Below are 24189 nucleotides of genomic sequence, written 5' to 3'. Positions count from 1 at the left end.
GGTGGACCCCGACTCCCGTGTTCTAGCCTGTGAGTGTGAAGCTGCCCTGGAAAAAAGATGACGACACGCACGGTGACGCCACCACCGCCCCCACCGCCCCCTCCGGGCACTCCGACGACCTGGCCTCCCGCGGGTCCGGAGGTTCCGGGGATGCCCGTGACGGGGCAGGGCTGCCCAGAGGGGTGACCCCGAAGAAGGGGCGCCCCACCCCGAAGCGCAATGACGTTGAGAGGTCCGCCGGTACCCGCCGCGTCCACTATGACGCCCCGTTGACTCCCAAGGAGGCCCGCGAGCGGAGGAAGGCGGAGAAAGCCTCCATGTCGAAAGAGGAGTACAAGGAGAGGAAACGCCGTCAGCGTGAGGAGGCCGCGGCCGCCCGTCGCAGGGCCAACGAGCGCATGATGGCCGGCGACCCCAACTACCTTCTGCCCCGCGACCAGGGTAAGGAGAAGCTCTTCGTCCGCAACTACGTGGACTCCCGGCGCTTCGCCATGAACATGTTCCTGCCCATCGCACTCATCGTGGTGCTGGTGATGATCGTCGGTATGCGTGCTCCGGAGATCGCCAACCTGGTGTCGCTGGTGATGCTCTTCATCATCGCACTGCTGGTGGTCGAAGGACTGTTCCTCGGGCGCAAGGTCAACAAGCTCATCGACGAACGCTTCCCCGACCGCGCCTTCGGCCGCTGGACCATCGGCTTCTACGCCTTCACCCGCGCGACGATGATCCGCCGCATGCGTACGCCTGCCCCGCAGGTCAGTATCGGCGATACGGTGTAGGGCCGTGACCGGGACCGAAGAACCGTTGCTGCCCGCGCTCCGCGCCTGGGCGGAGGACAACGGTGCTGCCGCCACGCTGGCCGGTGAGCACGCTCCGAGGCCGCTGCTCAGCGTCATCACCTCTGACGCCGACACCGGGAGGGACGTGTCCGGGGGTGCCTCTCCCCTGCTGCCGCTCGCGGAGCTCGCCGACGCCGACATCTCCGTCTCGGTTGTCGCCGACGAGGGCCCGGCGAACGGACCGGGGCTCCGGGCGGACCAGGTGGACCGGTGGCTTGCCCACGGCCGCTCTCTCGCGGACCGTGCCGTGGATTCCGGGGTGCAGCTCCTGCTTCTCGGTGGATCGGGAGACCCCGTCATCTCCGCTTCCGTGACAGGGACCGTCTGCAGGAAGGAGCCGGTGAGCCTGTTCAACTACGCGGCCGGAGACGACGTCTCCGCCTGGAAGCGCGATATCGTCGCTGTCCGGGACGTCCTCTTCAGGACCCGCGGCTACCGGAACGGTCCGTGGGACAAAGGGGCGGTGAAGGAAATTCTCCGCCTCGCCGGGGATCCGGCGCTGGCCGCCCTGGTGGGATTTCTCTCCGGTTCGTCCGACCGTCGCACTCCTGTCATCCTTGACGGTGCAGGGACGCTGGCCGCCGCCCTCCTGGCCGAGGCAGTGTCTCCCGGTGCTCGGCAGGGATGGATCCTGCCGCACGTTCCGGTGGACGCCGCAGCCGCCTTCGCCGCACACCGACTCGAACTGTCCCCGGTGTTCGGCCACGATCTCGGTGTGTCTGACGGTGCTGCTGCTCTGACCTGTCTGCCCGTACTCCGGGCCTCAGTGGTTGTGTCCCGCCCCTGAACCACTCACCGGGACCACTCACCGGGACCGGAACTCCCCCGGGGGTGCTCTCTAGGGGGCACTCCCGGCGTCCTTCCCCACCTTTCCCCGTCAGGCGCCCCTGCCCTCCGGAGGAAGAACTGTCACCGGGCGGGGATCAGGGTGTGGTTCCAGTGGTGGGTGTCCTCGACGGTGCCGTGCTGGATTCCGGTGAGCAGCTCGCGCAGGCGCATCGTGATCTCGCCGGGCCTGCCGCCGTTGATCCGGAACTCCCCGTCCTTGTCCTTGACGGTTCCCACGGGCGTGATCACGGCGGCGGTGCCGCAGGCGAAGGCCTCGGTCATCGCTCCGGACGCCACAGCGTCCTTCCAGTCCTGCACACTCACCCGCTTCTCCGTGACCTTCATCCCTGCGTCGGCTGCCACGGTGAGCAGAGAGTCTCTGGTGACTCCCGCGAGCAGTGAGCCGGAGAGGGCGGGGGTGACGAGTTCGGCGTCCTCTCCGCTTCCGTAGACGAAGGCGAGGTTCATCCCGCCCATTTCCTCGATGTACTTCCGTTCGATGGCGTCCAGCCACACGACCTGGTCGCATCCCTGTTCTTCAGCGTGCGCCTGGGCTGCGAGCGACCCCGCGTAGTTACCGGCGAACTTCGCCGCACCGGTCCCGCCCGGTGCCGCACGGACGTACTCGGTGGACAGCCACACGCTCACCGGCCGTACCCCGCCGGTGAAGTACGCACCGGCAGGAGAGGCGATCAGGTAGTAGGAGTAGCTCGACGCGGGGTGCACGCCCAGTCCGACCTCACGGGAGATCATGAACGGCCGCAGGTAGAGGGATTCTTCCCCTCCTGCGGCGGGAACCCATGCCTGGTCGACATCCACGATCTGACGCAGTGACTCGAGGAAGAGCTCCTCCGGCAGCGCGGGCATGGCCAGCCGTTCGGCGGAGTTACGGAACCTCGCGGCGTTCTTTTCGGGACGGAAAGTGACCACCGACCCGTCCTCGTGCCGGTATGCCTTCAGCCCCTCGAAGATCGCCTGCCCGTAGTGCAGGACCGAGGACGCCGGGTCCATGGCGATGGGCCCGTACGGCACGACACGGGCGTCGTGCCAGCCGGCGTCCCTGTTCCAGTCGATGATGACCATGTGGTCGGTGAAGTAGTTGCCGAATCCCGGGTTGGCGAGGATCTCCTCGATCTTCTCCGCCGGAGTCGGGGTGCTGGTGAGATTGCGGGTGAACTCAGGGGAAGCTGACATGCCCTGTATCTTAGACCCGGAAAGCACTTTCAACGGAGGCACCCCCTACCACCGTCCACCAGCAGCGGAGATGAACTATGACACCCGTGACACCGACGGAGGTCCCCAGGCTCGTCCGGGGCCTTCTCCCCGACCTGAACCTGAGTGTTTCCTCCGTTCCGGCCGCACCTTCCACACCGGCGGCCGGTCCCGACATCCTGGTCGTCCCCGTGCTCAGGGGCGCGTCAGGACCCGAGATCCCGGTCACCGGAACTCTGGGGGAGGAAGCACGCCTGGCACTGTGGAAGACGGCGGTGTGGGCGGGGATCACCGGGCGGTCCGGGGAGACTTCCGTCCAGCCGGCCGTCGACGGTGTTCCGGCGGCCAGGGTCGTCACCGCCGGGCTCGGCCCCGCCGACCACATCGCACCCGACACCGTCAGACAGGCCGCCGGTGATGTCTCCCGGCTGCTCAGGAAGTTGGCAGAGCAGACGGGCGTGCCGTCGTGCCACGCTGTGAGTCTGCTCGGGGATCTGACCGGAGTGACCGGAGCCCCCTCCCCGGCGGAGGTGGTCACGGCCGCGACCGAGGGGCACGCCCTCGGCGGATACCTCTACTCCGGTCACCGGTCCGGACCTGCCGGGGCGCTGCCCGGGTCGGTGACGCTGGTGTGCCCTGACCTGCCCGGGATGGACGCCGCATTCACCAGGGCGTGCACCGTGGTGGAGGCGGTGGCCTGTGCCCGGGATCTCGTCAACGCGCCGGCCGGCGACCTCGGTCCGGACTCCTACGCACGGATCATCGGCGATCTCGCGTCAGCCTCCGGGGTGGAGGTGGAGGTCCTCGACGAGACTGATCTCGAGGAACAGGGTTACGGTGGACTGCTCGCCGTGGGGCGCGGGTCCGCCCGCCCACCGAGACTGGTGAGGATGCGCTACCTCCCGGAACAGGGTGCACAGGTCTCCGCCGGCCTCGTCGGCAAGGGGGTGACCTTTGACACCGGCGGCATTTCCCTGAAGAAGCCTGCCGGCATGGACGCGATGATCTCCGACATGGCGGGGTCGGCAGCGGTCGTCGCCGCTGTCCTGGCCGCGGCCGAGCTTGAGCTTCCGGTGTCGGTCACAGCGACGCTGCCTCTGGTGGAGAACATGCCGGACGGGGACGCCCTGCGGCCCGGCGACATCGTCCGCCACTATGACGGCACCACCTCCGAGATCGTCAACACCGATGCTGAAGGACGCCTGATTCTCGCTGATGCACTGGCCCGTGCCGTGGAGGACTCCCCCGACGTCCTCGTCGACGTCGCCACTCTGACCGGGGCACAGGTGGTGTCGCTGGGTGACCGTGTCAGCGCGGTGATGGGCACTCCTTCGCTGCGTGACCGGATCGCCGCGCTGGCGCGGAGGACCGGTGAGGACGCCTGGAGCATGCCCCTTCCCGACGACGTCGCTGACGGTATCCGCTCAGATGTCGCGGATCTGCGCAACACGGGCAGACTGCGACAGGGTGGCATGGCTGCAGCCGGCCTGTATCTCAGGCATTTCGTGACCCCGGAGGATACGGTCGGTGCCGGGATCCCGTGGGCACATCTGGATGTCGCAGGGCCCGCCTACAACACCGGCACCGCCCGGGGATACACACCTGCACGCGGAACAGGTGTTCCGGTCCGGACGTTGATAGCACTGCTGGAGTCTCTGCAACACCTGGCGTGACAGCCGGAGTCTGAGGCTACGACGGGTCCGGCGTCCTCGTTCGCGGTACGCCACTCCGCCGGATCGGTCTACCCTATGTACTATTCAGCCAGAGACCACATCTGTATTTTTTCGTCATTTAGGAGCTTCAACACCATGGCGTACTCCGTCGAAATGCCCGAACTGGGCGAATCCGTGACCGAGGGCACTGTGACACAGTGGCTGAAGAAGGTCGGTGACACCGTCGCCGTGGATGAACCCCTCCTCGAGGTCTCCACCGACAAGGTCGACACCGAGATCCCCTCTCCTGCTGCAGGTGTGCTGCTGGAGATTCGTGCCGACGAGGACGACACCGTCGATGTCGGCGCCGTGATCGCCGTGATCGGCGAAGCCGGGGAAAGCGCCCCGGCAGCGGATACGACTGAGGACGCCGGAGAGCCTTCAGGTGACGACGCCCCCGCGCCGCAGACGCAACAGGCCCCGGCGGCCGCGGCCCCCGACACTGCGGCCTCCGGTGAGGCGACCGACGTCACCATGCCCGAACTCGGCGAATCCGTCACCGAGGGCACCGTGACCCAGTGGCTGAAGAAGGTCGGCGACACCGTCGCCGTCGACGAGCCCCTCCTCGAGGTCTCCACCGACAAGGTCGACACCGAAGTTCCCTCCCCCGTCGCCGGCACCCTGGTGGAAATCCTCGCCGGTGAAGACGACACCGTCGACGTCGGTGCCGTCATCGCCCGCATCGGCGATGCCTCCGCCACATCCGCCCCCACGTCCTCCCCCGCCCCGGAGAAGACCGACAGCACCCCGGCAACCCCGACCGAGCCCGAGACTGAGCCGCAGCCAGAAACCCGGACGGAAGCCCCGACGGCCGAACCTGTCACGACCGGTACCTCCGGTTCCGCTGACGGCAAGGACGGAAAGGACGGCAAGACCGCGGATCCGACTCCTGCCGGGACCGCAGCCGCGACCTCCTCCGGCAATCTCCCTTATGTCACCCCTCTGGTCCGGAAGCTGGCGGAGAAGCACGGGGTGGACCTGTCCACCGTCACCGGCTCCGGAGTCGGCGGACGAATCCGCAAGCAGGATGTCCTCGCCGCTGCAGAGGCAGCCTCCGGTTCAACCGGGTCCACCACCGAGCCCGCCCCGCGGGTCCTGAAGGGAGCCGACCCGGCGAAGGCCGAACTGCGCGGAACCACCCGGAAGGTCAACCGCATCCGGGCGATCACCGCGAAGACCACCTTGGAGTCCCTCCACGGCGCCGCCCAGCTCACCCAGGTCCACGAGGTCGACATGACCAGGATCGCCGACCTCCGCAAGAGCAGCAAGAGTGCTTTCCGGGAGCGCTACGGAGTCAACCTCACCTACCTGCCCTTCTTCGCCAAGGCGGTCGTCGAGGCACTTCTGGCGCACCCGAACATCAACGTGTCCTACGACGCCGGATCGAAGGAGATGACCTACCACAGTTCGGTGAACCTCGGTATCGCCGTAGACACCCCGGAGGGTCTTCTCTCGCCGGTGATCCACAACGCGCAGGACCTCTCCCTGCCGGAGCTGGCCCAGGCCATCGCCGACATCGCGGACCGCGCCCGCAACAAGAAGCTCAAGCCCAACGACATCATGGGCGGGACTTTCACGATCACCAACATCGGTTCCGAGGGCGCTCTCACCGACACCCCGATCCTCGTTCCGCCGCAGGCGGCGATGCTGGGCACTGGGGCGATCGTCAAGCGTCCGGTGGTCATCACCGAGGACGGACAGGACGCCATCAGCATCCGCCAGATGGTCTACCTGCCCCTCACCTACGACCATCAGAGCATCGACGGCGCTGACGCAGGCAGGTTCCTGACCAGTGTGAAGGACAGGCTGGAGAACGTGGACTTCACCGACGACCTCGGCCTGTAGCCCGGCGGCCCCGGCCGGCCTGCGGACCTGCCCGGCGCTGTGAACCGCCGCCCCGCGAACTCCCTTTCACCGGGAGTTCGCGGGGCGGTTGTGTTTGCCGGTTGTATGATCTTGGAGCATGGGCTTCCAGCACGGATCAATACGCCACTCCAGCGACCCGGTCGATGTCGTCGACCTCCACACCGTGGACTACCTCGAGGCCTGGCGACACCAGGCAAATCTCGCCCGCCAACGTGCGGCGGGGCAGATTCCGGACACCCTCCTGCTGCTGCAGCATCCCTCCACGTACACGGCGGGTCGGCGGACACAGCCTGAGGATCTTCCCACCAACGGTCTCCCCGTGATCGACGTGGACCGCGGTGGCAGGATCACCTGGCACGGCCCGGGGCAGCTCGTCGCCTACCCGATCATCAGACTCGAGGACCCGATTGACGTCGTCGACTACGTGCGCCGCATCGAGGAGGCGGTCATAGCGACATGCCGCGACCTCGGTCTCGAGAATGTCGGGCGGGTCGCCGGACGTTCCGGGGTCTGGCTTCCGGCAGGCGTCAGAGACGGTACCCTGCTACCGGCCCGGAAGATCGCGGCCGTGGGAATTCGGGTCACCCGGGGCGTCACCATGCACGGAGTTGCACTGAACTGCGACAACACCCTGGACTTCTACGACCACATCGTGCCCTGCGGACTGGCGGACACAGGTGTCACCACCGCGACCGCCGAGTTGGGCCGGGAGGTCACGGTAGCCGAGGCGTCTCCCCTGTTCACCCGCCACATGCTTGACGCGCTGGACGGATCACTGCCCACCTCTGTCACGGATGTGCCGGAGGAGCTCGCACACGGTCCGGTTCCGGTGACTGCGGAATCGACCGCTCGACAGTGAATTACCCACAGTGAACTACCCGCAGTGACTAACCCGACACCTCAGCGTAGGCTGGGAGCCGTGACTATCGCTGCAGACGGCCGACGACTCCTGCGCATCGAGGCAAAGAATGCGCAGACCCCCATCGAGCAGAAACCCCGGTGGATCCGGACCACCGCGAAAATGGGGCCCGAGTACCGGGACATGAAGAACCGTGTGTCCGGTGCGGGTCTCCACACGGTGTGCCAGGAGGCCGGGTGTCCGAACATCCACGAGTGCTGGGAAGACAGGGAGGCGTCCTTCCTCATCGGCGGGGACACCTGCTCCCGCCGCTGCGACTTCTGTCAGATCAAGTCCGGGCGCCCCACCGCCCTCGACCGTGACGAGCCGAGGCGTGTGGCGGAGAACATCCGCGAGATGGACCTGCGCTACGCGACCATCACCGGAGTGACCCGCGATGACCTGGATGACGAGGGTGCCTGGCTGTACGCCGAGGTCGTCCGCAAGATCCACGAGGTTAACCCCCACACCGGGGTGGAGAACCTCACCCCCGACTTCTCCGCACGGCCCGAGCTGCTCGCCGAGGTCTTCGAGGCCCGTCCCGAGGTTTTCGCGCACAATCTGGAGACCGTGCCGCGGATCTTCCGGCGGATCCGCCCGGCATTCCGCTACGACCGCTCTCTCGAGGTGATCCGCGCCGCCCGCGATTTCGGACTGGTCACCAAGTCGAACCTCATCCTCGGTATGGGTGAGACCGCCGAGGAAGTGCGCTCGTCGTTGACCGATCTGAAGGACGCCGGGTGTGACATCATCACAATCACCCAGTACCTCCGGCCGACCAGCATGCACCACCCGATCGAACGTTGGGTCAAGCCGGAGGAATTCATCGAGCACTCGGAGTTCGCCAAGGAACTCGGTTTCGGTGCTGTGATGTCTGGTCCGTTGGTCCGTTCCTCCTACCGGTCCGGCCGGCTCTACGCCGAGGCGATGGCCGCCCGTGGCGAAGAACTGCCGGAGAATCTCGCCCACCTGGGTGACAATCTCGGTTCCTCCACCAGCCAGGAGGCCGGCACCCTGCTGTCCAAGTACGGTCCGTCGAAGGAGACTCCGGTCACCTCCGCCCGGTAGTGATGCTCTAGACTGGGCGGCATGGCGAAAGACCCCCGGGAGAAAGAGACCAAGCGGCTCGAGAAGGCCGCCAAGAAGGCTCAGCGGAAGCAGACGCGCAGCCAGATGTGGCAGGCTTTCCAGCTGCAGCGCAAGAGGGACAAGAAGCTCGTCCCCTACATGTTGCTGGGTGTGCTGGTGCCGGTCGCGGTCCTTCTGCTCCTGAGCCTGGTCGTGGGAGCGTGGTGGTTCAACCTCATCCTCGGCCTGCTCATCGGCGCCGTCGTGGCCATGGTGATCTTCTCGAGGCGACTGCAGTCCGGCGTATACGACCAGATTGAGGGCCAGGCCGGCGCTGCGGCATGGGCCCTGACGAACCTGCGTTCCGGTGTGGGCATGAAGTGGATCACCGAGACCGGTGTGGCGAGCAACACCCATATGGACGCTGTCCACCGGGTCGTCGGTACGCCCGGTGTCGTGCTCGTCGGCGAGGGAGACCGGTCCCGGCTGCGTCCGATGATGGCGCAGGAGCGCAAGAGGCTGGCCCGGATCCTCGGTGACGTCCCCATCTACGACATGTACATCGGTGACGGCGAGGACGAGGTGGAGGTCCGCAAGATCCAGACGGCGCTGATGAAGTACCCGCGGAACATCAAGAAGGACCAGGTCGACTCGCTGAACAACAGGATCGCCTCGATTTCGCGCCTGCACTCGAGGGAGGCGGCACTGCCGAAGGGTCCTCTCCCCCGTCAGGCAAATATGTCGGGCATGAACCGACGGGCACGCCGCGCGTCCGAGCGCAACCGCCGGGGCTGACCCGGAGCGAACACCGGGGGCCCACCGGGGTCAGCGGGTCCGTATCACCGCAGTACCCGTGGCACGGTCGTGCATGCCACGGCCGTCCGTGTCCTGGATGATCGGGGGGAAGAGGAACACGGTGAGAATGGTGCGGAACAGGGCACGGAGCAGGCCTACCCTCTTGTCCGGGTTGTCGACCCGGGCAACCCCGATGCCCATGATCGCGTGCCCCGGTGACTGCGCGAACAACCACACCGTGATGACGCGCAGCACGATCCAGACAATCATCGTCACCGTCGACACACCTCCCAGCACCCCCGTCTGACTGACGATGATCCCCGCCACCGCCCAGGACGCCAGCCAGTCGATGAGCAGCGCCATGAGCCTGGGGAACAGCGGCGAGATCGACCCCGGCCCGGACTGCGGGAGACCCAGCAGCTTCCCCGGGTAGGGGCTCAGATCGGTGGGATCCTCGTACTGACCGGGCACCTGCGGACCTTCGAGCCACACCGGCTGTGACGCCCTGTCGAGGCTCCGTTCACGGCGGGCCTGCTGCCGCTGTTCCTGCCGGCGGCGTCGCTGCGCCTCCTTGTCCGCACCGCTGCCTGACCGGTTGTTCTGCCGTTTCGCCATGGGTGACAGCCTACCGGGGCAGCGTGGCAGCCTCCCAACCTGTCCCGTAGGCTTGGATACGGCCCCTCACTCCAGGGACCCGGCGAGTGTTACATGTCGGTAACACTGGATTGACGGCCGGGCAACAACCCGATAATAAGTTTTTTCCCAGACTCAGCCACTCGCGGTGCACTGCCGCGCGTTACCGAGGCTGTGCCGACCATGACTGCAAGGAGTCCCACAGTGGCATTCAAGACGGCCGAAGAGGTCACCAAGTTCATCAAGGACAACGACATCGAGTTCGTCGACGTCCGGTTCACCGACGTCCCGGGCGTGGAGCAGCACTTCACGATCCCCGCCGCCGCTTTCGACGAGGACGCCGTGACCGACGGCCTGGCATTCGACGGTTCGTCCGTCCGTGGCTTCACCACCATCGACGAGTCCGACATGAGCCTGCTTCCGGACCTGGCGACTGCTACGGTCGACCCGTTCCGGAAGACGAAGACACTGAACATCAAGTTCTTCGTCCATGACCCCTTCACCCGTGAGCCGTTCTCCCGTGACCCGCGCAATGTCGCCCGTAAGGCCGAGGAGTACCTCGCCTCCACCGGCATCGCCGACACCTGCAACTTCGGTCTCGAGGCGGAGTTCTACCTCTTCGACAAGGTCAAGTACTCGACCGACATCAACCACTCCTTCTACGAGGTCGACTCTGATGAAGGCTGGTGGAACCGCGGCCGGGACACGAATCTCGACGGCACTCCCAACCTCGGGCACAAGACCGGTATCAAGGGCGGCTACTTCCCGGTCCCCCCGCTCGACCAGACGGTCGAGGTCCGTGACGAGATGGCCAAGAACCTCATCCGCGCCGGTTACGATCTCGAGCGCTTCCACCACGAGGTGGGCACCGGCGGACAGCAGGAGATCAACTACAAGTTCAACACCCTGCTCCATGCCGCGGACGACCTGCAGTCCTTCAAGTACATCGTCAAGGGCACCGCAGCCCAGTTCGGCAAGACCGCCACGTTCATGCCGAAGCCGCTCGCCGGGGACAACGGCTCGGGCATGCACGCCCACCAGTCCCTGTGGAAGGACGGCAAGCCGCTGTTCTTCGACGAGAACGGCTACGCGGGTCTGTCCGACCTCGCCCGCTACTACATCGGCGGCATCCTCCACCACGCCGGTTCGGTCCTCGCGTTCACCAACCCGACACTGAACTCCTACCACCGCCTCGTGCCCGGTTTCGAGGCCCCGATCAACCTCGTCTACTCGCAGCGTAACCGTTCGGCCGCCGTGCGTATTCCGATCACAGGCTCGAACCCGAAGGCCAAGCGCCTCGAGTTCCGCGCACCGGATCCCTCGGGTAACCCGTACTTCGGTATGGCCGCGATGATGCTCGCCGGACTTGACGGCATCAAGAACCGTATCGAGCCGCACGCTCCGGTCGACAAGGACCTCTACGAGCTTCCCCCGGAGGAGGCCTCCCTCATCCCGACTGCCCCGACCTCCCTCGAGGCGGCACTGAAGGCCCTCGAGGAGGACAACGAATTCCTCACCGACGGTGGCGTCTTCACCGACGATCTCCTCGACACCTACATCAGCTACAAGTACGACAAGGAGATCGCCCCGGTGCGTCTGCGCCCCACCCCCCAGGAGTTCGAGATGTACTTCGACTGCTAGTCGGGTCTCTCCTGCTGTCTGCGTCCGAACCCCTGTCCGCCGGTTTCCCCGGAGGACGGGGGTCTCGGCGTTCACGGGACCGTCTTTCCCGGTCTCACCACACCCCGGTACGGCCCGGTGGGCCCCGGTGCCATCCGCTGCCGCCCGGTACCTATCCGACCCGTTGCACGACTGAACCCGGCCTGTCCCGGCCGGCGCGAAGGAACCCTCATGACAACACCCGCACTGCCTGACAGCACTGTCGCCCGCCCCGTCGCCGCCCGTGGCGTCACCTCCCTCGGTGAACCGCTCACCCCGGTCACCGTGACCCGTCGCGCGCTCCGTCCCGACGACGTCCGTATCCGCATCGAGTACTCGGGGGTGTGCCACTCGGACATCCACAACGTCCGGGGAGACTTCGGCCCCAAACCGGTGCCGCTCGTACCCGGCCATGAGATCATCGGCCGTGTCACCGACATCGGGGACGCCGTCACCGACTTCTCCGTCGGCGAACGTGTGGGGGTGGGATGCTTCTCAGACTCCTGCGGAACCTGCGGTCCCTGTCTGGCAGGTGAGGAGGGATACTGTGACAACGGCACTGTCATGACCTATGCGTCAGTCAACCCCTACGGGGACGGCCTGGTGACTCAGGGCGGGTATGCCACAGAGATCGTGACCCGTGACCGTTTCGTCCTCCATGTCCCGGAGAGCCTCGACCCGGCGGCCGCGGCGCCCCTGCTGTGTGCCGGCATCACCACATACTCGCCGCTGAAACACTGGGGTGCGGGACCGGGGCGCCGCGTCGCCGTGGTCGGGATGGGAGGGGTGGGCCACGTCGCGGTGAAGATCGCGGTCGCGATGGGGGCAGAGGTCACTGTGCTGTCCCATTCAGAGTCGAAGCGTGCCGAGGCGCTGGATTTCGGTGCGGTCGACCTGGTGTCCACCGCTGACGGTACTTTCGCGACCACATGCAGGGAACGCTTCGACCTGATACTGAACACGGTGAGTGTCGACCTGGACGTCGCAGCCTACCTGTCCACCCTCCGCTTCGACGGCGTCATGGTGCAGATCGGGCTACCCTCACGGCCGATGAGTGTTCCGGTACGTCTGCTCACGGGGCGTCGCAGGTCGCTGGCGGGTTCACTGGTCGGCGGCATCGCGGAAACCCAGGAGATGCTGGATTTCTGTGCCCTGCACGGCGTGGCCGCAGAGATCGAGTTGATCGACGCCGACCACATCAACGAGGCCTACGAAAGGGCCGTGAGGTCGGACGTCCGGTACAGGTTCGTCATCGACGCCTCGACATTCTGACCCGGTCCCCCCGGGGCCCGTCTGACCCGGTCCCCCCGGTCCCGTTCAGCTACGGGGTGCGCCTGCCGCTCCGGTCGCGATGGCATTGCCGGGCAGGGCACTCGGCGCGACCGTCAGCCGGGGCGAGGAGGTACCCGCCGCCAGGGACTCCAGTTCTCCCCCGTACAACTGGCGGAAGCCGGTCAGTGCCGCCGCATAGTGACTCACCGCGGCCTCGTAGGTCACGCCGATACCCCCGTGGAGCTGCACCGCCTCCTCTGCCACGGTACGTGCCCGGCCCAGGAGGAAGTTATGCGCGTCCAGGGCGGACCCCGTGAGTTCGTCGAGGTCGGCGGCGGACATCGAACCCGCGCCACCGGACAGGGACTCCGCCACTGCCGCCGCCCACAGGGACATCGACCGGGACAGCTCGACATCAGAGTACAGCTGTGCCGCCCGGTGGGTGAGCACCTGGAACCGGTTCAGTGTCACCCCGAACTGCCTGCGGACCTTCAGGTAGTCCACGGTCTGTGACACCGCGGTCGCCATCAGCCCGACAGCACGGCCTCCCTGGGCGATCCTGCCCAGGGCTGTGGCGCGGCGGAGTGCCGCGGCAACAAGCTCAGAATCTGCGTCCCCCAGGCGTTCAGCTTCCGCACCGTCAAAGGTCACCGTACCTGTACGCAGCCATTCGGCATTCCGGTGGAGGGTCACCGTGACTCCCGGCGCGTCCGCGCGGACCAGGTACACGCCGGGGCCGTCCGCGCCACCGGTGGTCACGAGGAAGGTGTCCGCGGCGTCCGGAACCGTCACCGCCCTCTTGACCCCGGAGAGAGTGCCGCCGGTCGCTGACACAGATGTGGAGCGTGCCCCTTCCCATCCGACTCCGGGTTCCGCGTGGGCGACGGTGACGACGGACTCCCCCGATGAGATCCGGGACAGCCAGTGGTGCTTCTGTTCCTCGGTTCCGAGATCGCTGATGATCCACCCCGGCAAATAGGCTGCGTCGACGAGCGGGTCAGGTGCGCCGAGGGTGCCCAGCGTGCTGGTCGTCGCCCAGACCTCGGCTATCCCGGCACCGGAGCCTCCGTACTTCTCGTCGAAGGGCAGCCCGGTCAATCCTGTCTCCGCGGCCTGCAGCCACAGGTCCCTGCGGAATCCGAGCCCGTCCTCCGGGGCCTGTCCTCCGGCGGTGGGGTCCCCGGGTGCTGCGGTGAACAGGTCCCGGACACTGTCCGCGAGCATCTGCTGTTCTTCAGTGAGTGAGAGATCCATGATTGTCCTGTCCTCCTAGAGACCCAGAATCGCCTTGGCGATGACCCCGGCCTGCACCTCGTTGGTGCCGCCGTAGATGGAGACTTTCCGGTGGTTGAGGTATTCGACGACGGCGTCTCCGGGGAATGCGGCGTCTTTCCCGGTGACGCCGGTGATCTCCACGGCGTCCGGACCGAGGACCGCCACGGCGAGATCGTCGAGCTCCTGGATGATGCGGGAACCCTCGATCTTCAGCAGCGACGACAGCGGACTCGGCCGGCCACCTTCACTGGCGGCGGTGATCCGGAGCATGGTGGACTCCAGGGCCGTGAGGCGGAGTTTCACCGCATACAGACGGCGCCGGAACTCCGGGTCCTGTGTCAGCGGACGACCGGCGATCGTCCTGTTCTCGGCCGTCGAAACCAGCGCGGTGTACATGCGTTGGCTGGTCCCCACCTGTGCCATCCCGTTACGCTCGTTGCCCAGGAGGAACTTGGCGTACGTCCAGCCATTGTTCTCCTCTCCCACGAGGTTCTCCGCCGGCACCCGCACGTCAGTGAAGAAGAATTCGTTGACTTCCACGGAGCCGTCGATGAGACGGATGGGACGGCGGTCGATACCGGGGGTGTCCAGGTCGACGAGGAGGAAGGAGATGCCCTTCTGGGGCTTGTCGGCCCCGGGATCGGTACATGCCAGAAGGAACATCCACTGCCCGTACTGGCCGAGGGTCGTCCAGGTCTTCTGGCCGTTGACGATGTAGCTGTCCCCGTCACGCACGGCGGTGGTCTTCAGCCCTGCCAGATCGGATCCTGCCCCAGGTTCGGAGAAACCCTGTGACCACCAGATGTCGAGGTTGGCGGTCGGGGCGAGGAACCTGTCCCGGAGTTCCCTGCTGCCGAAGTTGGCGATGACGGGGCCCACCATGCCGACATTGAAGGCGAGGGGCTCCGGTATTCCCGCACGTTGCAGCTCGTTGGTGTAGATGTGCGCCTGGGTGGGGGTCCAGTCCTGTCCGCCGTACTCGACCGGCCAGTGTGGTACCGCGAGCCCGTGCCTGTTGAGAATTCTCTGGGTCTCGACGATGTCTTCTCTGGTGGTCCGGCCTGCCCGGTATCTGACGCCGATGTCCTCCGGCACTTCCCGGAAGACGGCTCGGAGGTCGTCGCGGAACGCGGTCTCCTCCGGGGTGAGCTCCAACTTCACTGGTGTTATTCCTCACATCCGACAATTGGGTCGATACCGGTCACTGACCGCTATCGGTACGTCAGGACACTACCCGGCACCGGTGACCGGGTCGACGCTTTTCCTGAATTCTCTTTCAGCCACCCCCGGGCCGCACAGATCCACCCGGGGTGTCCGTCGGGTTGATAGCCTGTCCTCACACGACCGGTGACCGTTCCCCAGCCGGCAGACAAGCGGAAGGATAAGAACACAGATGCTCTACGACGTGCCGAAACCCACCGAAGCGATTCTCGTCAGCGGAGGTTTCGGTCACCGCAGTCCTGACAGCCCCTACCGCATCGTCGTCGGAGGAGGGGCCTGGTCTGTCCCGCTGCTCCACCGCGTCCAGCGCTTCTACATCGGTGCGAACACCGTCCAGGTCCGCGTGGCCGCACCTTCCGCCCAGAATGTCGAGGTCGCGGTGGAGGCCACCGTCGTCTTCCGGGTCAGACCGGACAAGGAGCACATCACCAGGGCCGCCAGCCGCTTCGAAGGTACCGACCGGAAAGAGGTTCTCCGGGCCGCCTACGACATCTTCGGAGGCGAGACCAGGGCCATGATCGGACAGATGACCGTGGAGGAGATGATCTCCGACAGAATGCGTCTCGCCTCGGACGTACTCACCAACGCCGAGCCGAAGATGGCCGAGCTCGGCTGGCAGATCGATTCCTTCCAGATCAGTTCGATCAGCGACGACAACAACTACATCCGTTCACTGTCTGCCCCCGAGCTCGCCCGCGTCGAACGGGAGGCGGCGGTCGCCGAAGCCCGAAGGGACGCCGAGATCGAGGAGGAGCGGCAGCGGACCGCACGCCTGAAGTCGGAGTACCAGAGGGACACCGACCTGCTCACCGCCGAGAACACCAAGCAGACAGCCCAGGCGAAGGCGGAGGCCGAGGCGTCCGGCCCGCTGGCCAAGGCCGAGGCAGACCGCCAGGTCGTCGCCAAGCAGTCCGAACTCGCCGCCGAGCAGGCCATCCTCCGGGAGCAGGAGCTGATCGCCGAGGTCGTCAAGCCCGCGGAGGCTGAAGCGCAGCGAAAGCGCATTGAGGCGGAGGCCGAGGCCGCGGCCCTGCGCACCACCTCCGAGGCGGTGGCGTCCAACCAGGGCGTGATCATCGACAAGCAGATGGTCGACCAGATGCCCGAGATGGTCGCCTCCTTGTCCGAGGCCCTCGGGTCGGCGAACCTCACCCTCGTCGGTGACGGCCAGGACCTCAACCGGCTGCTCAGCCAGATCGCCTCGGTCGCCCCGGGCTTGCGGGAACTGGCGAAGCGGGAAAACGGTTAGATGACCGTATCGTCCTCAGCACGGACCGGAGTCTGGACCTACCGGGAATGGATGCCCTGGAAAGTCCAGGCCCTCATCCTGGGACTCCTGGCGTTCGTACTGGTCATACTGCAGGTCGACGGAAAGCTCACTCCCCTGTCCGCCCTCGTCTCCGTCGCGATCTTCGGGGGCCTGTCGGTCATGATCTCCAGCTGGACTATGCGGGTCGATGACGCTGGATTCCACTGGGCATCGGCGGTCGGCGTTCCCCGGAAGTCAGTTCCCCACGACGAGATCGACACCGTGGAGCTGGTCGAGGTGAACACCTGGGACCGGGGAGCTTGGGGGCCACGCTCGAACATGGCCGGTGGGACCGGGCTCATCCGGGCGTCCGGGCCGAGGTTCTGCAACACGAAGAGCGACGGGACGTACATCGAGGCGACCTGCTCCGACGCGGAGACTGCGGTGGCTGCACTGGCGAAGGGCGGGATCGACGCGTAGACACGGGGTATGACTGACGCACTCATTATCGGCGGCCACGGCAAGGTCGCTCTGCTCGCTGCACCGATGCTCGGCGACCTCGGATTCTCCGTGACCTCGGTGATCCGCGACCCGGAACAGTCCGCCGACATCGAAGGCACGGGAGCCACTCCCCTGGTTCTCGACATCACCCGGGTCACCCCGGACGAATGGGACACCCTGCTCGCCCGGTTTGACGTCATCGTCTGGTCCGCCGGAGCCGGCGGAGGATCGCCGGAGCGCACCTACGCCGTCGACCGGGACGCCGCCCTCGCGGTGATCGACTCCCTGGAGCGGTTGCGGGACGCCGGACAGACGCCCCGGTTCATCAATGTCTCCTACCTCGGCGCCACCCACCACCGGGTCCCCGGGAACGACTCCTTCTACCCCTACGCGGACGCGAAGAAGACCGTGGATGACCGGCTCAACTCCACCGTGGGACTGGAGTACCTGATCCTCGGGCCTTCCGCGCTCACCATGGAGCCGGCCGTCGGTTACGCGACACCGACCGCGGACCTGCCGCGGGAGGACTCCCACACCTCCCGTGAACTCGTCGCCGAGGTCATCACGGTGTTCGCGGACCGCTCTTCTCTCCCCGCTGACCGGACTGTCGAGTTCGTCGACGGTTTCCTCCCGGCCGGCGAGATCTAGTCCACGTCGAACGCCGGGTGGTAGGTGACGGTCGCCTGTGGGCACCCGGTGCGACCGTCGAGACGCAGCGCCTGGAAGGACGCCGCCTGCTCCGGGGGGAGGTCAGCCTTGACCAGCCCCTCACGGGCGGCGAATCCGAAGCGGGCGTAGAGCGTCGGGTCGCCGAGCAGGACCGCTCCGGTCGCACCGTAGACGATGAGCAGGTCGAGCAGGGCGCGCATGAGGCCGGAGCCTGTCCCCTGCCGCTGGAAGTCCGGGTGCACCGATACCGGCCCTATGCCGTACCACCACCCGTCGTCGGAGGGGTCGAGAGTCACGGGTGACGCGGCGGCATGACCGACGATGCGTCCGGCGTGGACCGCGACAAGGGAGTACCGGAGCGCGCCGGCGTCGCGGAGTGCGTCGATGATCTGTGCCTCAGAGCCTGTCGCGTGGTCGGCGTGGGCGAAGGCCTCGGCGGTGAGTGCGCGGATGGCGCCGGTGTCCGAACCGTCGATGCGCTCGGGGCGGATGACCGGGTAGCCCTGGTTGGCGGGGGCCGCTGTGGGGTCTGTGATGGTGTCCATGACCGAATGCTACCGGTGTTCGGGCTGGTCGGCAGGGGTGGGACGGGGCGTCCCAGCAGATGGTCGGCAGCATCGGACCATTGTGCTATTTGTACTAGTTGTACTAGCCTTGAATCATGCTGATCGTCATCGACCACTCGGACCCGGCGCCGTTGTACCGCCAGATCGTCCGGCAGGTCACCGACCAGGTCACGACAGGTCAACTCTCCCCCGGCGACCGTCTGCCCCCGGCCGGCGAACTGGCCTCCTCCCTCGACCTCAACCGCAACACGGTGCTGCAGGCCTACCGCGCCCTGCGCGATGACGGGGTCATCGAACTCCGCCGGGGGCGCGGCGCCGTCGTCCTCGACCCCGCGCCAGGCCCCGACCTGGTCGATGCCGCCGTCACCGACCTCGTCCTCGCCGCCCGCAGGACCGGAGCATCCCTGTCCCAGATCACCCGCATGCTCACCGAGAAAGGCCTCTCATGACCACCACATTGACCGACTCCCCGGACAGCAGTGAGATTCTCCGCGCCCAGCGCCGCTACCTCCTCAGGACGACAGTTTCTCTGGCGCTGATCATCGTCGCCGGATTCGCCTGGACCGTGCTCCTGCTGGGAGATGTACCGGACACCGTCGCGACGCACTTCTCCGGTAGTGGCGAGGCCGACAGCACGTCCTCTCCGTGGTCGCTGATCACCGTGGCCACCGCGTCCGCCGTCCTCACGCTGGCGACGTTCGCCGCGTTCACCCGTGGTGGTGCCACCGTCGGCAACGCAGCTCGGTTCACGACAGGTCTGATGGCCTGGACCGTCTCTCTTCTGATGGTCCTCCAGGTACGGATAATCATGGATCAGCGTGGAATCGATGACCCTGCCGAAGCCTCCCTCAGCAGCACCACACTGGTCTGGACGATTGTCCTGCCACTGGTCATCGCACTGGGGCTGGCTCTGCTGGTCCGTCCCGTCCCTCGCACCGCCCCGGGTCCCGACGACGCCACCTCCGTACCTGACCTCGGAGTGCCCACCACCGCATCAGTCGTCTGGTTCCGCACCGAGTCCATGAGCCCGTGGGTCCAGGCCTTCCTGTACGCGGTCACCGGAGTGTCGATCCTGGCGTGCGTCCTCTCCGGAATTCCCCTGTGGTCGATGCTGGTCCTCATCACCCTCATCGCGCTGGCCATGCTCACCAGTTGCACCTGGCGGCTGCGCATCGATAGCCGTGGCTTCAGCTACCGCAGTGCCCTGGGCATCCCGAACAAGCAGATTCCCCTCGATGAGATCTCCCACGCCGAGGCAGTCACAATCAACCCCATGGAGTGGGGTGGCTGGGGCTGGCGCCACAACGGGAACGGCACCGGTCTCATCACCTCCGGTGGTCCAGGAGTCCGGATCACCCGCACCAACCGTCGGGTCGTCGACGTCACCTGTTCAGACGCCGACCGCGCACTGTCCACCCTGAAGCACTACGGCGTCCCGGTCCGGGGAATCACTCAACCGCGGTAGCCGGCCTGTCCCCCATCACTGTCGCCAGTAGTGCCGGGAGGCGGAAGTCAGGTACCTGATTTCCGCGTCCCGGTACTACTGGCAGCGAGGGGAAGGCCGCGGTTCCTGCAGGGTCGGACGGGCAGCAGGCACCCGGCGCGACCCCTGCAGCGCTCACCACCCCAGCGTCGCCTTGAGCTCCACCGCCGCGGCCCGCGGATCGGCGGCCTCAGTCAGCGGACGCACCCCCACGGCGCGCACCGGGTGCCCCCCCGCCCCCGCCCCGGCCGCCGCCTGCACCTCCGGCAGTGTCTGCGCATTCACCCCGCCGATCGTGAACCACACCTTGTCCCGCTGCCACTGGTCCGGGGCCGAAGCCAGCATCTGCGCGGTCTCCGTCACCAGTGACAGCCCCGTCGCCGCCCGCCCCGGCTTCGTCGGGGTCTCCCAGAGCGGCCCGGTGCAGAAGTAGTCGAGCTCGGCGTCCTCCATCGCGGCGCGTGCCTGCGGCAGCGAGTGGGTGGACAGTCCCACCACCACGTCCGGGCCCAGGAGCGACCGCACCTGTGCGATAGTCAGATCGTCCTGGCCGACATGGAAGACATCCGCCCCCACCAGGGCGGCGATGTCCGCCCGATCATTGACCGCGAACATCTTCCCGTGTTCCTCCGCCACCGAAGCCAGGACCTCCAGGGCGGCGATCTCGTCGCAGGTGTCGATGGACTTGTCGCGCAGCTGCACGATGTCCACACCCCCGTCGTAGGCGGCATGCAGGAAGTCCCTCAGATCGCCTCGCCCCGCCCTCGCCGGGGTGCACAGGTACAACGACGCGGACCGCAGCTGGTCGAGGCGTCGGGAACGCAGGTCACGGTCGGGGGTGGCGCTGAATCGGGAGAGGCTCATGTGGTGGAATAGTAGCCGTAGGCGAACTACGGGAGCCCCTGCAGGGGCTGAGAGGACCGGAGCACCGGTCGACCGTCCACACCTGACGCGGATCATGCCGCCGGAGGAAAGGAAGCTGATGGACACATCCACGGGACCGGACACCGTCATCGTGGGAGCCGGGGTCGCCGGTCTCACCGCCGCCTGGAACCTGCACAAGGCAGGCCAGGCGGTCACGGTCGTGGACCCTGAACCCGGTATGGGCGCCAGCCGCGCCGCCGCGGGCATGATCGCCGCGGTGAGCGAGGTGATGTACCAGCACACGACGATGCGCACCCTGATGACCACGTCGGCCGCCATGTACCCCCCGCTCGTCGCGGAACTCACCGACCTGCTCGGGCACGATGTCGGCTTCCGGGACACCCCCACCCTCGACATCGGTGCACACCCTGGTGACAGGGACTATTTCTCCGACCTCGCCGAAGTCCAGCGGGCCGCCGGAATGACAGTGGAGCGCATCACCACCCGCCAGGCCAGGAGCCTGGAACCGGCACTGTCACCGACGATATCGGGGGCGTTCCTCGTCTCCGGGGACCACCAGATCAACCCCCGCCGCCTGGTCCCCTCGCTCATCGAGGCGTTGGAGACGTCCGCCGCCGCCGGGGGGCCGCCGTTCATCCTCCTGAGACGGCGGGCAGTCGAGGTGCTGCGCGCCGGTGAGGACGCCACCGGCGCTGTCACCGGGGTGCGCCTCGACGACGGTACCGTCATCACCGCCGGGACCACGTTGCTGTGCCCGGGCGTGTCCCTCGCCACGGTCGGAGGACTGCCGGAGGCCGACTGTGTGAAACTCCGGCCGGTGCACGGGGACATTCTCCGTGCCCGGTTGCGTCCGGGGCGTCCTCCCCTGCTGGAACGTACGGTACGGGGCATGGTCGACGGACGACCCGTCTACCTGGTCCCTCGCACCGACGGTGAGATCGTCATCGGAGCGACCGAGCGAGAGGACAGTTTCGACGGGGTCGTCCTCGAAGGCGCCTACCAGCTGCTGCGGGACGCACAGGTCCTCGTCCCCGGGGCAGCTGACCTCGAACTCACCGAAATCCTCGCCAGGGCACGCCCTGGCACCCCGGACGACCTGCCCTACATCGGCCGCCTCGACGGCGTCGACGGTCTGGTCATCTCCACCGGGTACTCACGCCACGGGATCCTGCTCGCCCCGCTCGGCGGCCACCTCGCCGCAGGCCTGGTACTCGGAACCGCACCGACTGAACAGGACGCCGGAATACTCGCCGCCACCGACCCCCGGAGAACTGCAGACCCTGCAGTTGTGGACTCTGCATCCGGGGACCCGTCGAACGGACACCGGACACCCCGGGAAAGGACAGCACCATGACCGCCCTGACCATCTCCGTCAACGGCCACGACCGCCGGTGGGCCGACGGAACCACTGTCGCCGACATCGTCGCCGACATCACCGGGCACGACCCGGAATCCGACCAGCTGGGCGTCGCCGTCGCCGTCGACGCTGCCGTCGTACCACGCAGCCGCTGGTCCACCACCGTGCCGGCGGCCGGCGCGGAAGTCGAGATCATCACCGCCATGCAGGGAGGCTAGACAGCCACATGTCACTGACCATCGGAACCACCACCCTCGAATCCAGACTCATCATGGGTACCGGGGGTGCGACGTCGATGACCGTACTCGAGGACGCCCTCGTCGCCTCCGGCACCGAGCTCACCACCGTCGCACTCCGACGGTTCAACCCCACCACCGGAACCTCACTGTTCGGCCTGCTCAACAAGCTGGGGATCGATGTCCTGCCGAACACCGCCGGCTGCTACACGGCACGGGACGCGTTGCTCACCGCCCGGCTGGGCCGTGAGGCCCTCGGCACTGACCGGGTGAAACTCGAGATCCTCTCCGACGACCGCACCCTCCTGCCCGACGTCATCGAACTGGTGGACGCCACCGAGCAGCTCACCGCGGACGGGTTCGAGGTGTACGCCTACACCTCCGACGATCCGGCCGTCGCCCGCTCACTGGAATCGGCCGGAGCAGTGGCGGTCATGCCGCTGGGAGCTCCGATCGGTACCGGGCTGGGCATTCTCAACCCCCACAACATCGAACTCATCTGTGCACGTGCGAACGTGCCCGTCATCCTCGACGCGGGAGTGGGCACCGCCTCGGACGCCGCGCTGGCCATGGAACTCGGCTGCGACGGTGTGCTGCTCGCCAGCGCCGTCACCCGCGCACAGGATCCCGCATCGATGGCCACCGCGATGAAACTCGCGGTGGAGGCCGGACGCCTGGCCCGCAACGCCGGCAGAATCCCGAGACGGTCATGGGCCGACGGCGCCCTGGCGTCCTCTCCCATGGACGGCCGCATCGACACCGGGAGCGGCAGGGAGGACGAGGCACTGTGAACCCGAAGTCCCTGCCGTTCGCACCGTTGGTCGACCCTGCCCCCGAGCTCACCCGGGACGAGCTCGTCCGGTACGCCCGTCACCTCACCCTCACCCAGATCGGTCCCGAGGGACAGCGTCGTCTGAAGAATGCGCGGGTGCTCGTCACCGGGGCCGGGGGTCTGGGATCCCCTGCCCTGCTCTACCTGGCCGCCGCCGGGGTGGGGACGATAGGGGTCATCGACGACGACACGGTCGACGTGTCGAACCTGCAACGTCAGGTCGTCCACGGCACCCCGGACATCGGCCGAGCCAAAGTGGAGTCCGCCGCGGACGCCGTCGCACGGGTCAACCCCCGCGTCACCGTGGAACAGCACCACACCCGACTGACCGCAGACAACGCCGTGGACATCATCGGGGCCTACGACCTGGTCATGGACGGGGCGGACAACTTCGCGACCCGCTACGTCGTCTCGGACGCCTGCACACTCACCGACACCCCGTGCGTGTGGGGTTCGATCCTCAGGTTCGACGGCAGGCTGTCTGTGTTCTGGAACGGTCCTGACCATGACGGCATCAGCTACCGGGACCTGCACCCCGACACTCCTGCTCCCGGTGAGGTACCCAGCTGCGCCGCCGGCGGGGTCGTCGGCTCGCTGCCGGGGACGGTGGGTGCACTGATGGTCACGGAGGCGGTGAAGCTGGTCACCGGAACCGGCACGCCGCTCTACGGACGACTGCTCATCCACGACGGACTCGCAATGACCTTCCGCGAGCTGAAGATCCTCCCCGACCCTGCGGCGCCCCCTGTCACCGCCGTGGACGACGGCACTGCCGCAGTCTGCGCGGCCGCGCCGCATCCGACCGTACGCCCGGCAGAACTGGGAGAGGTGCTGGACACCGGAGCTGCCCTCGTCGACGTCCGGGAACCCTGGGAGCGCGACATCGTCAGTATTCCCGGTGCCGTGGCCGTCCCCCTGGCTGACCTGATGAAACGGGGTGTCGACGCCCTTCCTGACCGGGCGCGTGGCAGGGACGTGGTGTTCTACTGCAAGTCCGGAGGCCGGTCCGGGCAGGCCATGGACGCAACGGCACCCTACTTCGCCGCAAGGGAGGAGAACGCCTCCCACCTTGACGGGGGAATTCTCGCCTGGGTCCACGACCTCCACCCGGAGCTTCCGACGTACTGAGGTTG

General features: G+C 67.0%; 24 protein-coding genes and 1 riboswitch. Of the genes, 18 read left to right on the top strand and 6 right to left on the bottom strand.

Annotated elements, in window-relative coordinates; all coding sequences use genetic code 11:
- Positions 1 to 35: 35 nt before the first annotated feature.
- Both E0E18_RS00595 and E0E18_RS00590 read left to right on the top strand, forming a co-directional pair.
- A complete protein-coding gene (locus E0E18_RS00595) occupies positions 36 to 779 on the top strand; it encodes a DUF3043 domain-containing protein (RefSeq protein WP_130839071.1) in 744 nt (247 codons plus the stop codon).
- A 4-nt stretch (positions 780 to 783) separates the two neighbouring features.
- Positions 784 to 1626: a nicotinate-nucleotide--dimethylbenzimidazole phosphoribosyltransferase gene (locus tag E0E18_RS00590; protein WP_130839070.1), complete on the top strand. Its 843-nt coding sequence runs from the start codon at positions 784 to 786 to the stop codon at positions 1624 to 1626.
- 122 nt (positions 1627 to 1748) lie between these two features.
- Here the strand turns inward: E0E18_RS00590 and E0E18_RS00585 are convergent, their stop codons facing one another.
- Positions 1749 to 2861 carry a branched-chain amino acid aminotransferase gene (locus E0E18_RS00585; protein ID WP_066589057.1) on the bottom strand — a complete coding sequence of 371 codons (1113 nt, stop codon included), beginning with the start codon at positions 2859 to 2861 and terminating at the stop codon, positions 1749 to 1751.
- 77 nt (positions 2862 to 2938) lie between these two features.
- Between E0E18_RS00585 and E0E18_RS00580 the strand changes: the two genes are divergently transcribed.
- The 5 genes from E0E18_RS00580 to E0E18_RS00560 all read left to right on the top strand — a co-directional run bounded on the left by E0E18_RS00580 (position 2939) and on the right by E0E18_RS00560 (position 9218).
- Entirely contained in the window at positions 2939 to 4552 is a 1614-nt protein-coding gene (locus E0E18_RS00580) for a leucyl aminopeptidase (RefSeq protein ID WP_130839069.1), read from the top strand.
- A 135-nt stretch (positions 4553 to 4687) separates the two neighbouring features.
- Positions 4688 to 6436 (top strand): 2-oxoglutarate dehydrogenase, E2 component, dihydrolipoamide succinyltransferase, encoded by a 1749-nt coding sequence (gene sucB / locus E0E18_RS00575; protein WP_130839068.1) that lies wholly within the window; start codon positions 4688 to 4690, stop codon positions 6434 to 6436.
- Positions 6437 to 6554: 118 nt separating this feature from the next.
- Positions 6555 to 7316, top strand: coding sequence for a lipoyl(octanoyl) transferase LipB (gene lipB, locus E0E18_RS00570; RefSeq protein ID WP_130839067.1), 762 nt, complete (start codon positions 6555 to 6557; stop codon positions 7314 to 7316).
- Between the two features lie 60 nt (positions 7317 to 7376).
- A complete protein-coding gene (lipA, locus tag E0E18_RS00565) occupies positions 7377 to 8423 on the top strand; it encodes a lipoyl synthase (protein ID WP_066589068.1) in 1047 nt (348 codons plus the stop codon).
- 21 nt (positions 8424 to 8444) lie between these two features.
- Positions 8445 to 9218 carry a DUF4191 domain-containing protein gene (locus tag E0E18_RS00560; RefSeq protein ID WP_066589071.1) on the top strand — a complete coding sequence of 258 codons (774 nt, stop codon included), beginning with the start codon at positions 8445 to 8447 and terminating at the stop codon, positions 9216 to 9218.
- Between the two features lie 30 nt (positions 9219 to 9248).
- On the opposite strand, the gene E0E18_RS00555 is transcribed toward E0E18_RS00560, so the two are convergent.
- Positions 9249 to 9833, bottom strand: coding sequence for an RDD family protein (locus tag E0E18_RS00555; RefSeq protein WP_078057440.1), 585 nt, complete (start codon positions 9831 to 9833; stop codon positions 9249 to 9251).
- 222 nt (positions 9834 to 10055) lie between these two features.
- Here E0E18_RS00555 and glnA point away from each other — a divergent pair, with 222 nt between their 5' ends.
- On the top strand, positions 10056 to 11492 hold the full coding sequence (gene glnA / locus E0E18_RS00550) for a type I glutamate--ammonia ligase (protein WP_066589074.1): 1437 nt from the start codon (positions 10056 to 10058) through the stop codon (positions 11490 to 11492).
- Between the two features lie 210 nt (positions 11493 to 11702).
- Positions 11703 to 12782 carry an NAD(P)-dependent alcohol dehydrogenase gene (locus tag E0E18_RS00545; protein ID WP_066589077.1) on the top strand — a complete coding sequence of 360 codons (1080 nt, stop codon included), beginning with the start codon at positions 11703 to 11705 and terminating at the stop codon, positions 12780 to 12782.
- 45 nt (positions 12783 to 12827) lie between these two features.
- Here E0E18_RS00545 and E0E18_RS00540 read toward each other — a convergent pair whose 3' ends face one another.
- Both E0E18_RS00540 and E0E18_RS00535 read right to left on the bottom strand, forming a co-directional pair.
- Positions 12828 to 14036 carry an acyl-CoA dehydrogenase family protein gene (locus tag E0E18_RS00540; RefSeq protein ID WP_130839066.1) on the bottom strand — a complete coding sequence of 403 codons (1209 nt, stop codon included), beginning with the start codon at positions 14034 to 14036 and terminating at the stop codon, positions 12828 to 12830.
- Positions 14037 to 14051: 15 nt separating this feature from the next.
- Positions 14052 to 15218: an acyl-CoA dehydrogenase family protein gene (locus E0E18_RS00535; RefSeq protein ID WP_130839065.1), complete on the bottom strand. Its 1167-nt coding sequence runs from the start codon at positions 15216 to 15218 to the stop codon at positions 14052 to 14054.
- Positions 15219 to 15450: 232 nt separating this feature from the next.
- On the opposite strand from E0E18_RS00535, the gene E0E18_RS00530 reads away from it, so the two are divergent.
- The 3 genes from E0E18_RS00530 to E0E18_RS00520 are packed head-to-tail and all read left to right on the top strand — an operon-like array spanning position 15451 to position 17676.
- Positions 15451 to 16527 (top strand): SPFH domain-containing protein, encoded by a 1077-nt coding sequence (locus tag E0E18_RS00530; protein ID WP_130839064.1) that lies wholly within the window; start codon positions 15451 to 15453, stop codon positions 16525 to 16527.
- A complete protein-coding gene (locus E0E18_RS00525; protein ID WP_130839063.1) occupies positions 16528 to 17007 on the top strand; it encodes a hypothetical protein in 480 nt (159 codons plus the stop codon). It abuts the gene before it with no gap.
- Between the two features lie 9 nt (positions 17008 to 17016).
- Positions 17017 to 17676 (top strand): NAD(P)H-binding protein, encoded by a 660-nt coding sequence (locus E0E18_RS00520; protein ID WP_130839062.1) that lies wholly within the window; start codon positions 17017 to 17019, stop codon positions 17674 to 17676.
- On the opposite strand, the gene E0E18_RS00515 is transcribed toward E0E18_RS00520, so the two are convergent.
- On the bottom strand, positions 17673 to 18242 hold the full coding sequence (locus E0E18_RS00515) for a GNAT family N-acetyltransferase (protein ID WP_130839061.1): 570 nt from the start codon (positions 18240 to 18242) through the stop codon (positions 17673 to 17675). The two genes, E0E18_RS00520 and E0E18_RS00515, sit on opposite strands and share 4 nt — an antisense overlap.
- 116 nt (positions 18243 to 18358) lie before the next feature.
- On the opposite strand from E0E18_RS00515, the gene E0E18_RS00510 reads away from it, so the two are divergent.
- On the top strand, positions 18359 to 18712 hold the full coding sequence (locus E0E18_RS00510) for a GntR family transcriptional regulator (protein WP_130839060.1): 354 nt from the start codon (positions 18359 to 18361) through the stop codon (positions 18710 to 18712).
- Positions 18709 to 19728 (top strand): DUF1648 domain-containing protein, encoded by a 1020-nt coding sequence (locus tag E0E18_RS00505; RefSeq protein WP_130839059.1) that lies wholly within the window; start codon positions 18709 to 18711, stop codon positions 19726 to 19728. The genes E0E18_RS00510 and E0E18_RS00505 overlap by 4 nt, the downstream gene beginning before the upstream one ends.
- A 153-nt stretch (positions 19729 to 19881) precedes the next feature.
- Here E0E18_RS00505 and thiE read toward each other — a convergent pair whose 3' ends face one another.
- Entirely contained in the window at positions 19882 to 20610 is a 729-nt protein-coding gene (thiE, locus tag E0E18_RS00500) for a thiamine phosphate synthase (RefSeq protein ID WP_130839058.1), read from the bottom strand.
- A gap of 18 nt (positions 20611 to 20628) precedes the next feature.
- A riboswitch (TPP riboswitch) is annotated at positions 20629 to 20736 on the top strand.
- Here thiE and thiO point away from each other — a divergent pair.
- From thiO to moeB, 4 genes are all read left to right on the top strand, one after another.
- The gene (gene thiO / locus E0E18_RS00495) at positions 20729 to 21985 is read left to right on the top strand and encodes a glycine oxidase ThiO (protein WP_130839057.1); all 1257 of its coding nucleotides are present in this window, start codon (positions 20729 to 20731) and stop codon (positions 21983 to 21985) included. It overlaps the preceding riboswitch by 8 nt.
- A complete protein-coding gene (gene thiS / locus E0E18_RS00490) occupies positions 21982 to 22206 on the top strand; it encodes a sulfur carrier protein ThiS (RefSeq protein ID WP_066589101.1) in 225 nt (74 codons plus the stop codon). Before thiO ends, thiS begins: the two co-directional genes overlap by 4 nt.
- Positions 22207 to 22214: 8 nt before the next feature.
- Entirely contained in the window at positions 22215 to 23015 is an 801-nt protein-coding gene (locus E0E18_RS00485; protein ID WP_066589103.1) for a thiazole synthase, read from the top strand.
- Positions 23012 to 24184, top strand: coding sequence for a molybdopterin-synthase adenylyltransferase MoeB (gene moeB / locus E0E18_RS00480; RefSeq protein ID WP_237559564.1), 1173 nt, complete (start codon positions 23012 to 23014; stop codon positions 24182 to 24184). Before E0E18_RS00485 ends, moeB begins: the two co-directional genes overlap by 4 nt.
- Positions 24185 to 24189: the final 5 nt, after the last annotated feature.

The sequence above is a fragment of the Corynebacterium neomassiliense genome, from assembly GCF_900626215.1.
Classification (GTDB): Bacteria; Actinomycetota; Actinomycetes; order Mycobacteriales; family Mycobacteriaceae; genus Corynebacterium; species Corynebacterium neomassiliense.
Note: the sequence above shows the minus strand (reverse complement) of the source record. Positions and strands in the feature narration are given on the sequence as shown.

Coding starts and splice junctions, on each gene's coding strand:
- E0E18_RS00560 (WP_066589071.1), top strand. CDS start 8,445: ATGGCGAAAGACCCCCGGGAGAAAGAGACCAAGCGGCTCGAGAAGGCC.
- E0E18_RS00585 (WP_066589057.1), bottom strand. CDS start 2,861: ATGTCAGCTTCCCCTGAGTTCACCCGCAATCTCACCAGCACCCCGACT.
- E0E18_RS00555 (WP_078057440.1), bottom strand. CDS start 9,833: ATGGCGAAACGGCAGAACAACCGGTCAGGCAGCGGTGCGGACAAGGAG.
- E0E18_RS00505 (WP_130839059.1), top strand. CDS start 18,709: ATGACCACCACATTGACCGACTCCCCGGACAGCAGTGAGATTCTCCGC.
- E0E18_RS00520 (WP_130839062.1), top strand. CDS start 17,017: ATGACTGACGCACTCATTATCGGCGGCCACGGCAAGGTCGCTCTGCTC.
- E0E18_RS00545 (WP_066589077.1), top strand. CDS start 11,703: ATGACAACACCCGCACTGCCTGACAGCACTGTCGCCCGCCCCGTCGCC.
- sucB (WP_130839068.1), top strand. CDS start 4,688: ATGGCGTACTCCGTCGAAATGCCCGAACTGGGCGAATCCGTGACCGAG.
- E0E18_RS00540 (WP_130839066.1), bottom strand. CDS start 14,036: ATGGATCTCTCACTCACTGAAGAACAGCAGATGCTCGCGGACAGTGTC.
- E0E18_RS00510 (WP_130839060.1), top strand. CDS start 18,359: ATGCTGATCGTCATCGACCACTCGGACCCGGCGCCGTTGTACCGCCAG.
- thiO (WP_130839057.1), top strand. CDS start 20,729: ATGGACACATCCACGGGACCGGACACCGTCATCGTGGGAGCCGGGGTC.
- E0E18_RS00515 (WP_130839061.1), bottom strand. CDS start 18,242: ATGGACACCATCACAGACCCCACAGCGGCCCCCGCCAACCAGGGCTAC.
- thiS (WP_066589101.1), top strand. CDS start 21,982: ATGACCGCCCTGACCATCTCCGTCAACGGCCACGACCGCCGGTGGGCC.
- lipB (WP_130839067.1), top strand. CDS start 6,555: ATGGGCTTCCAGCACGGATCAATACGCCACTCCAGCGACCCGGTCGAT.
- E0E18_RS00530 (WP_130839064.1), top strand. CDS start 15,451: ATGCTCTACGACGTGCCGAAACCCACCGAAGCGATTCTCGTCAGCGGA.
- E0E18_RS00580 (WP_130839069.1), top strand. CDS start 2,939: ATGACACCCGTGACACCGACGGAGGTCCCCAGGCTCGTCCGGGGCCTT.
- E0E18_RS00485 (WP_066589103.1), top strand. CDS start 22,215: ATGTCACTGACCATCGGAACCACCACCCTCGAATCCAGACTCATCATG.
- thiE (WP_130839058.1), bottom strand. CDS start 20,610: ATGAGCCTCTCCCGATTCAGCGCCACCCCCGACCGTGACCTGCGTTCC.
- E0E18_RS00525 (WP_130839063.1), top strand. CDS start 16,528: ATGACCGTATCGTCCTCAGCACGGACCGGAGTCTGGACCTACCGGGAA.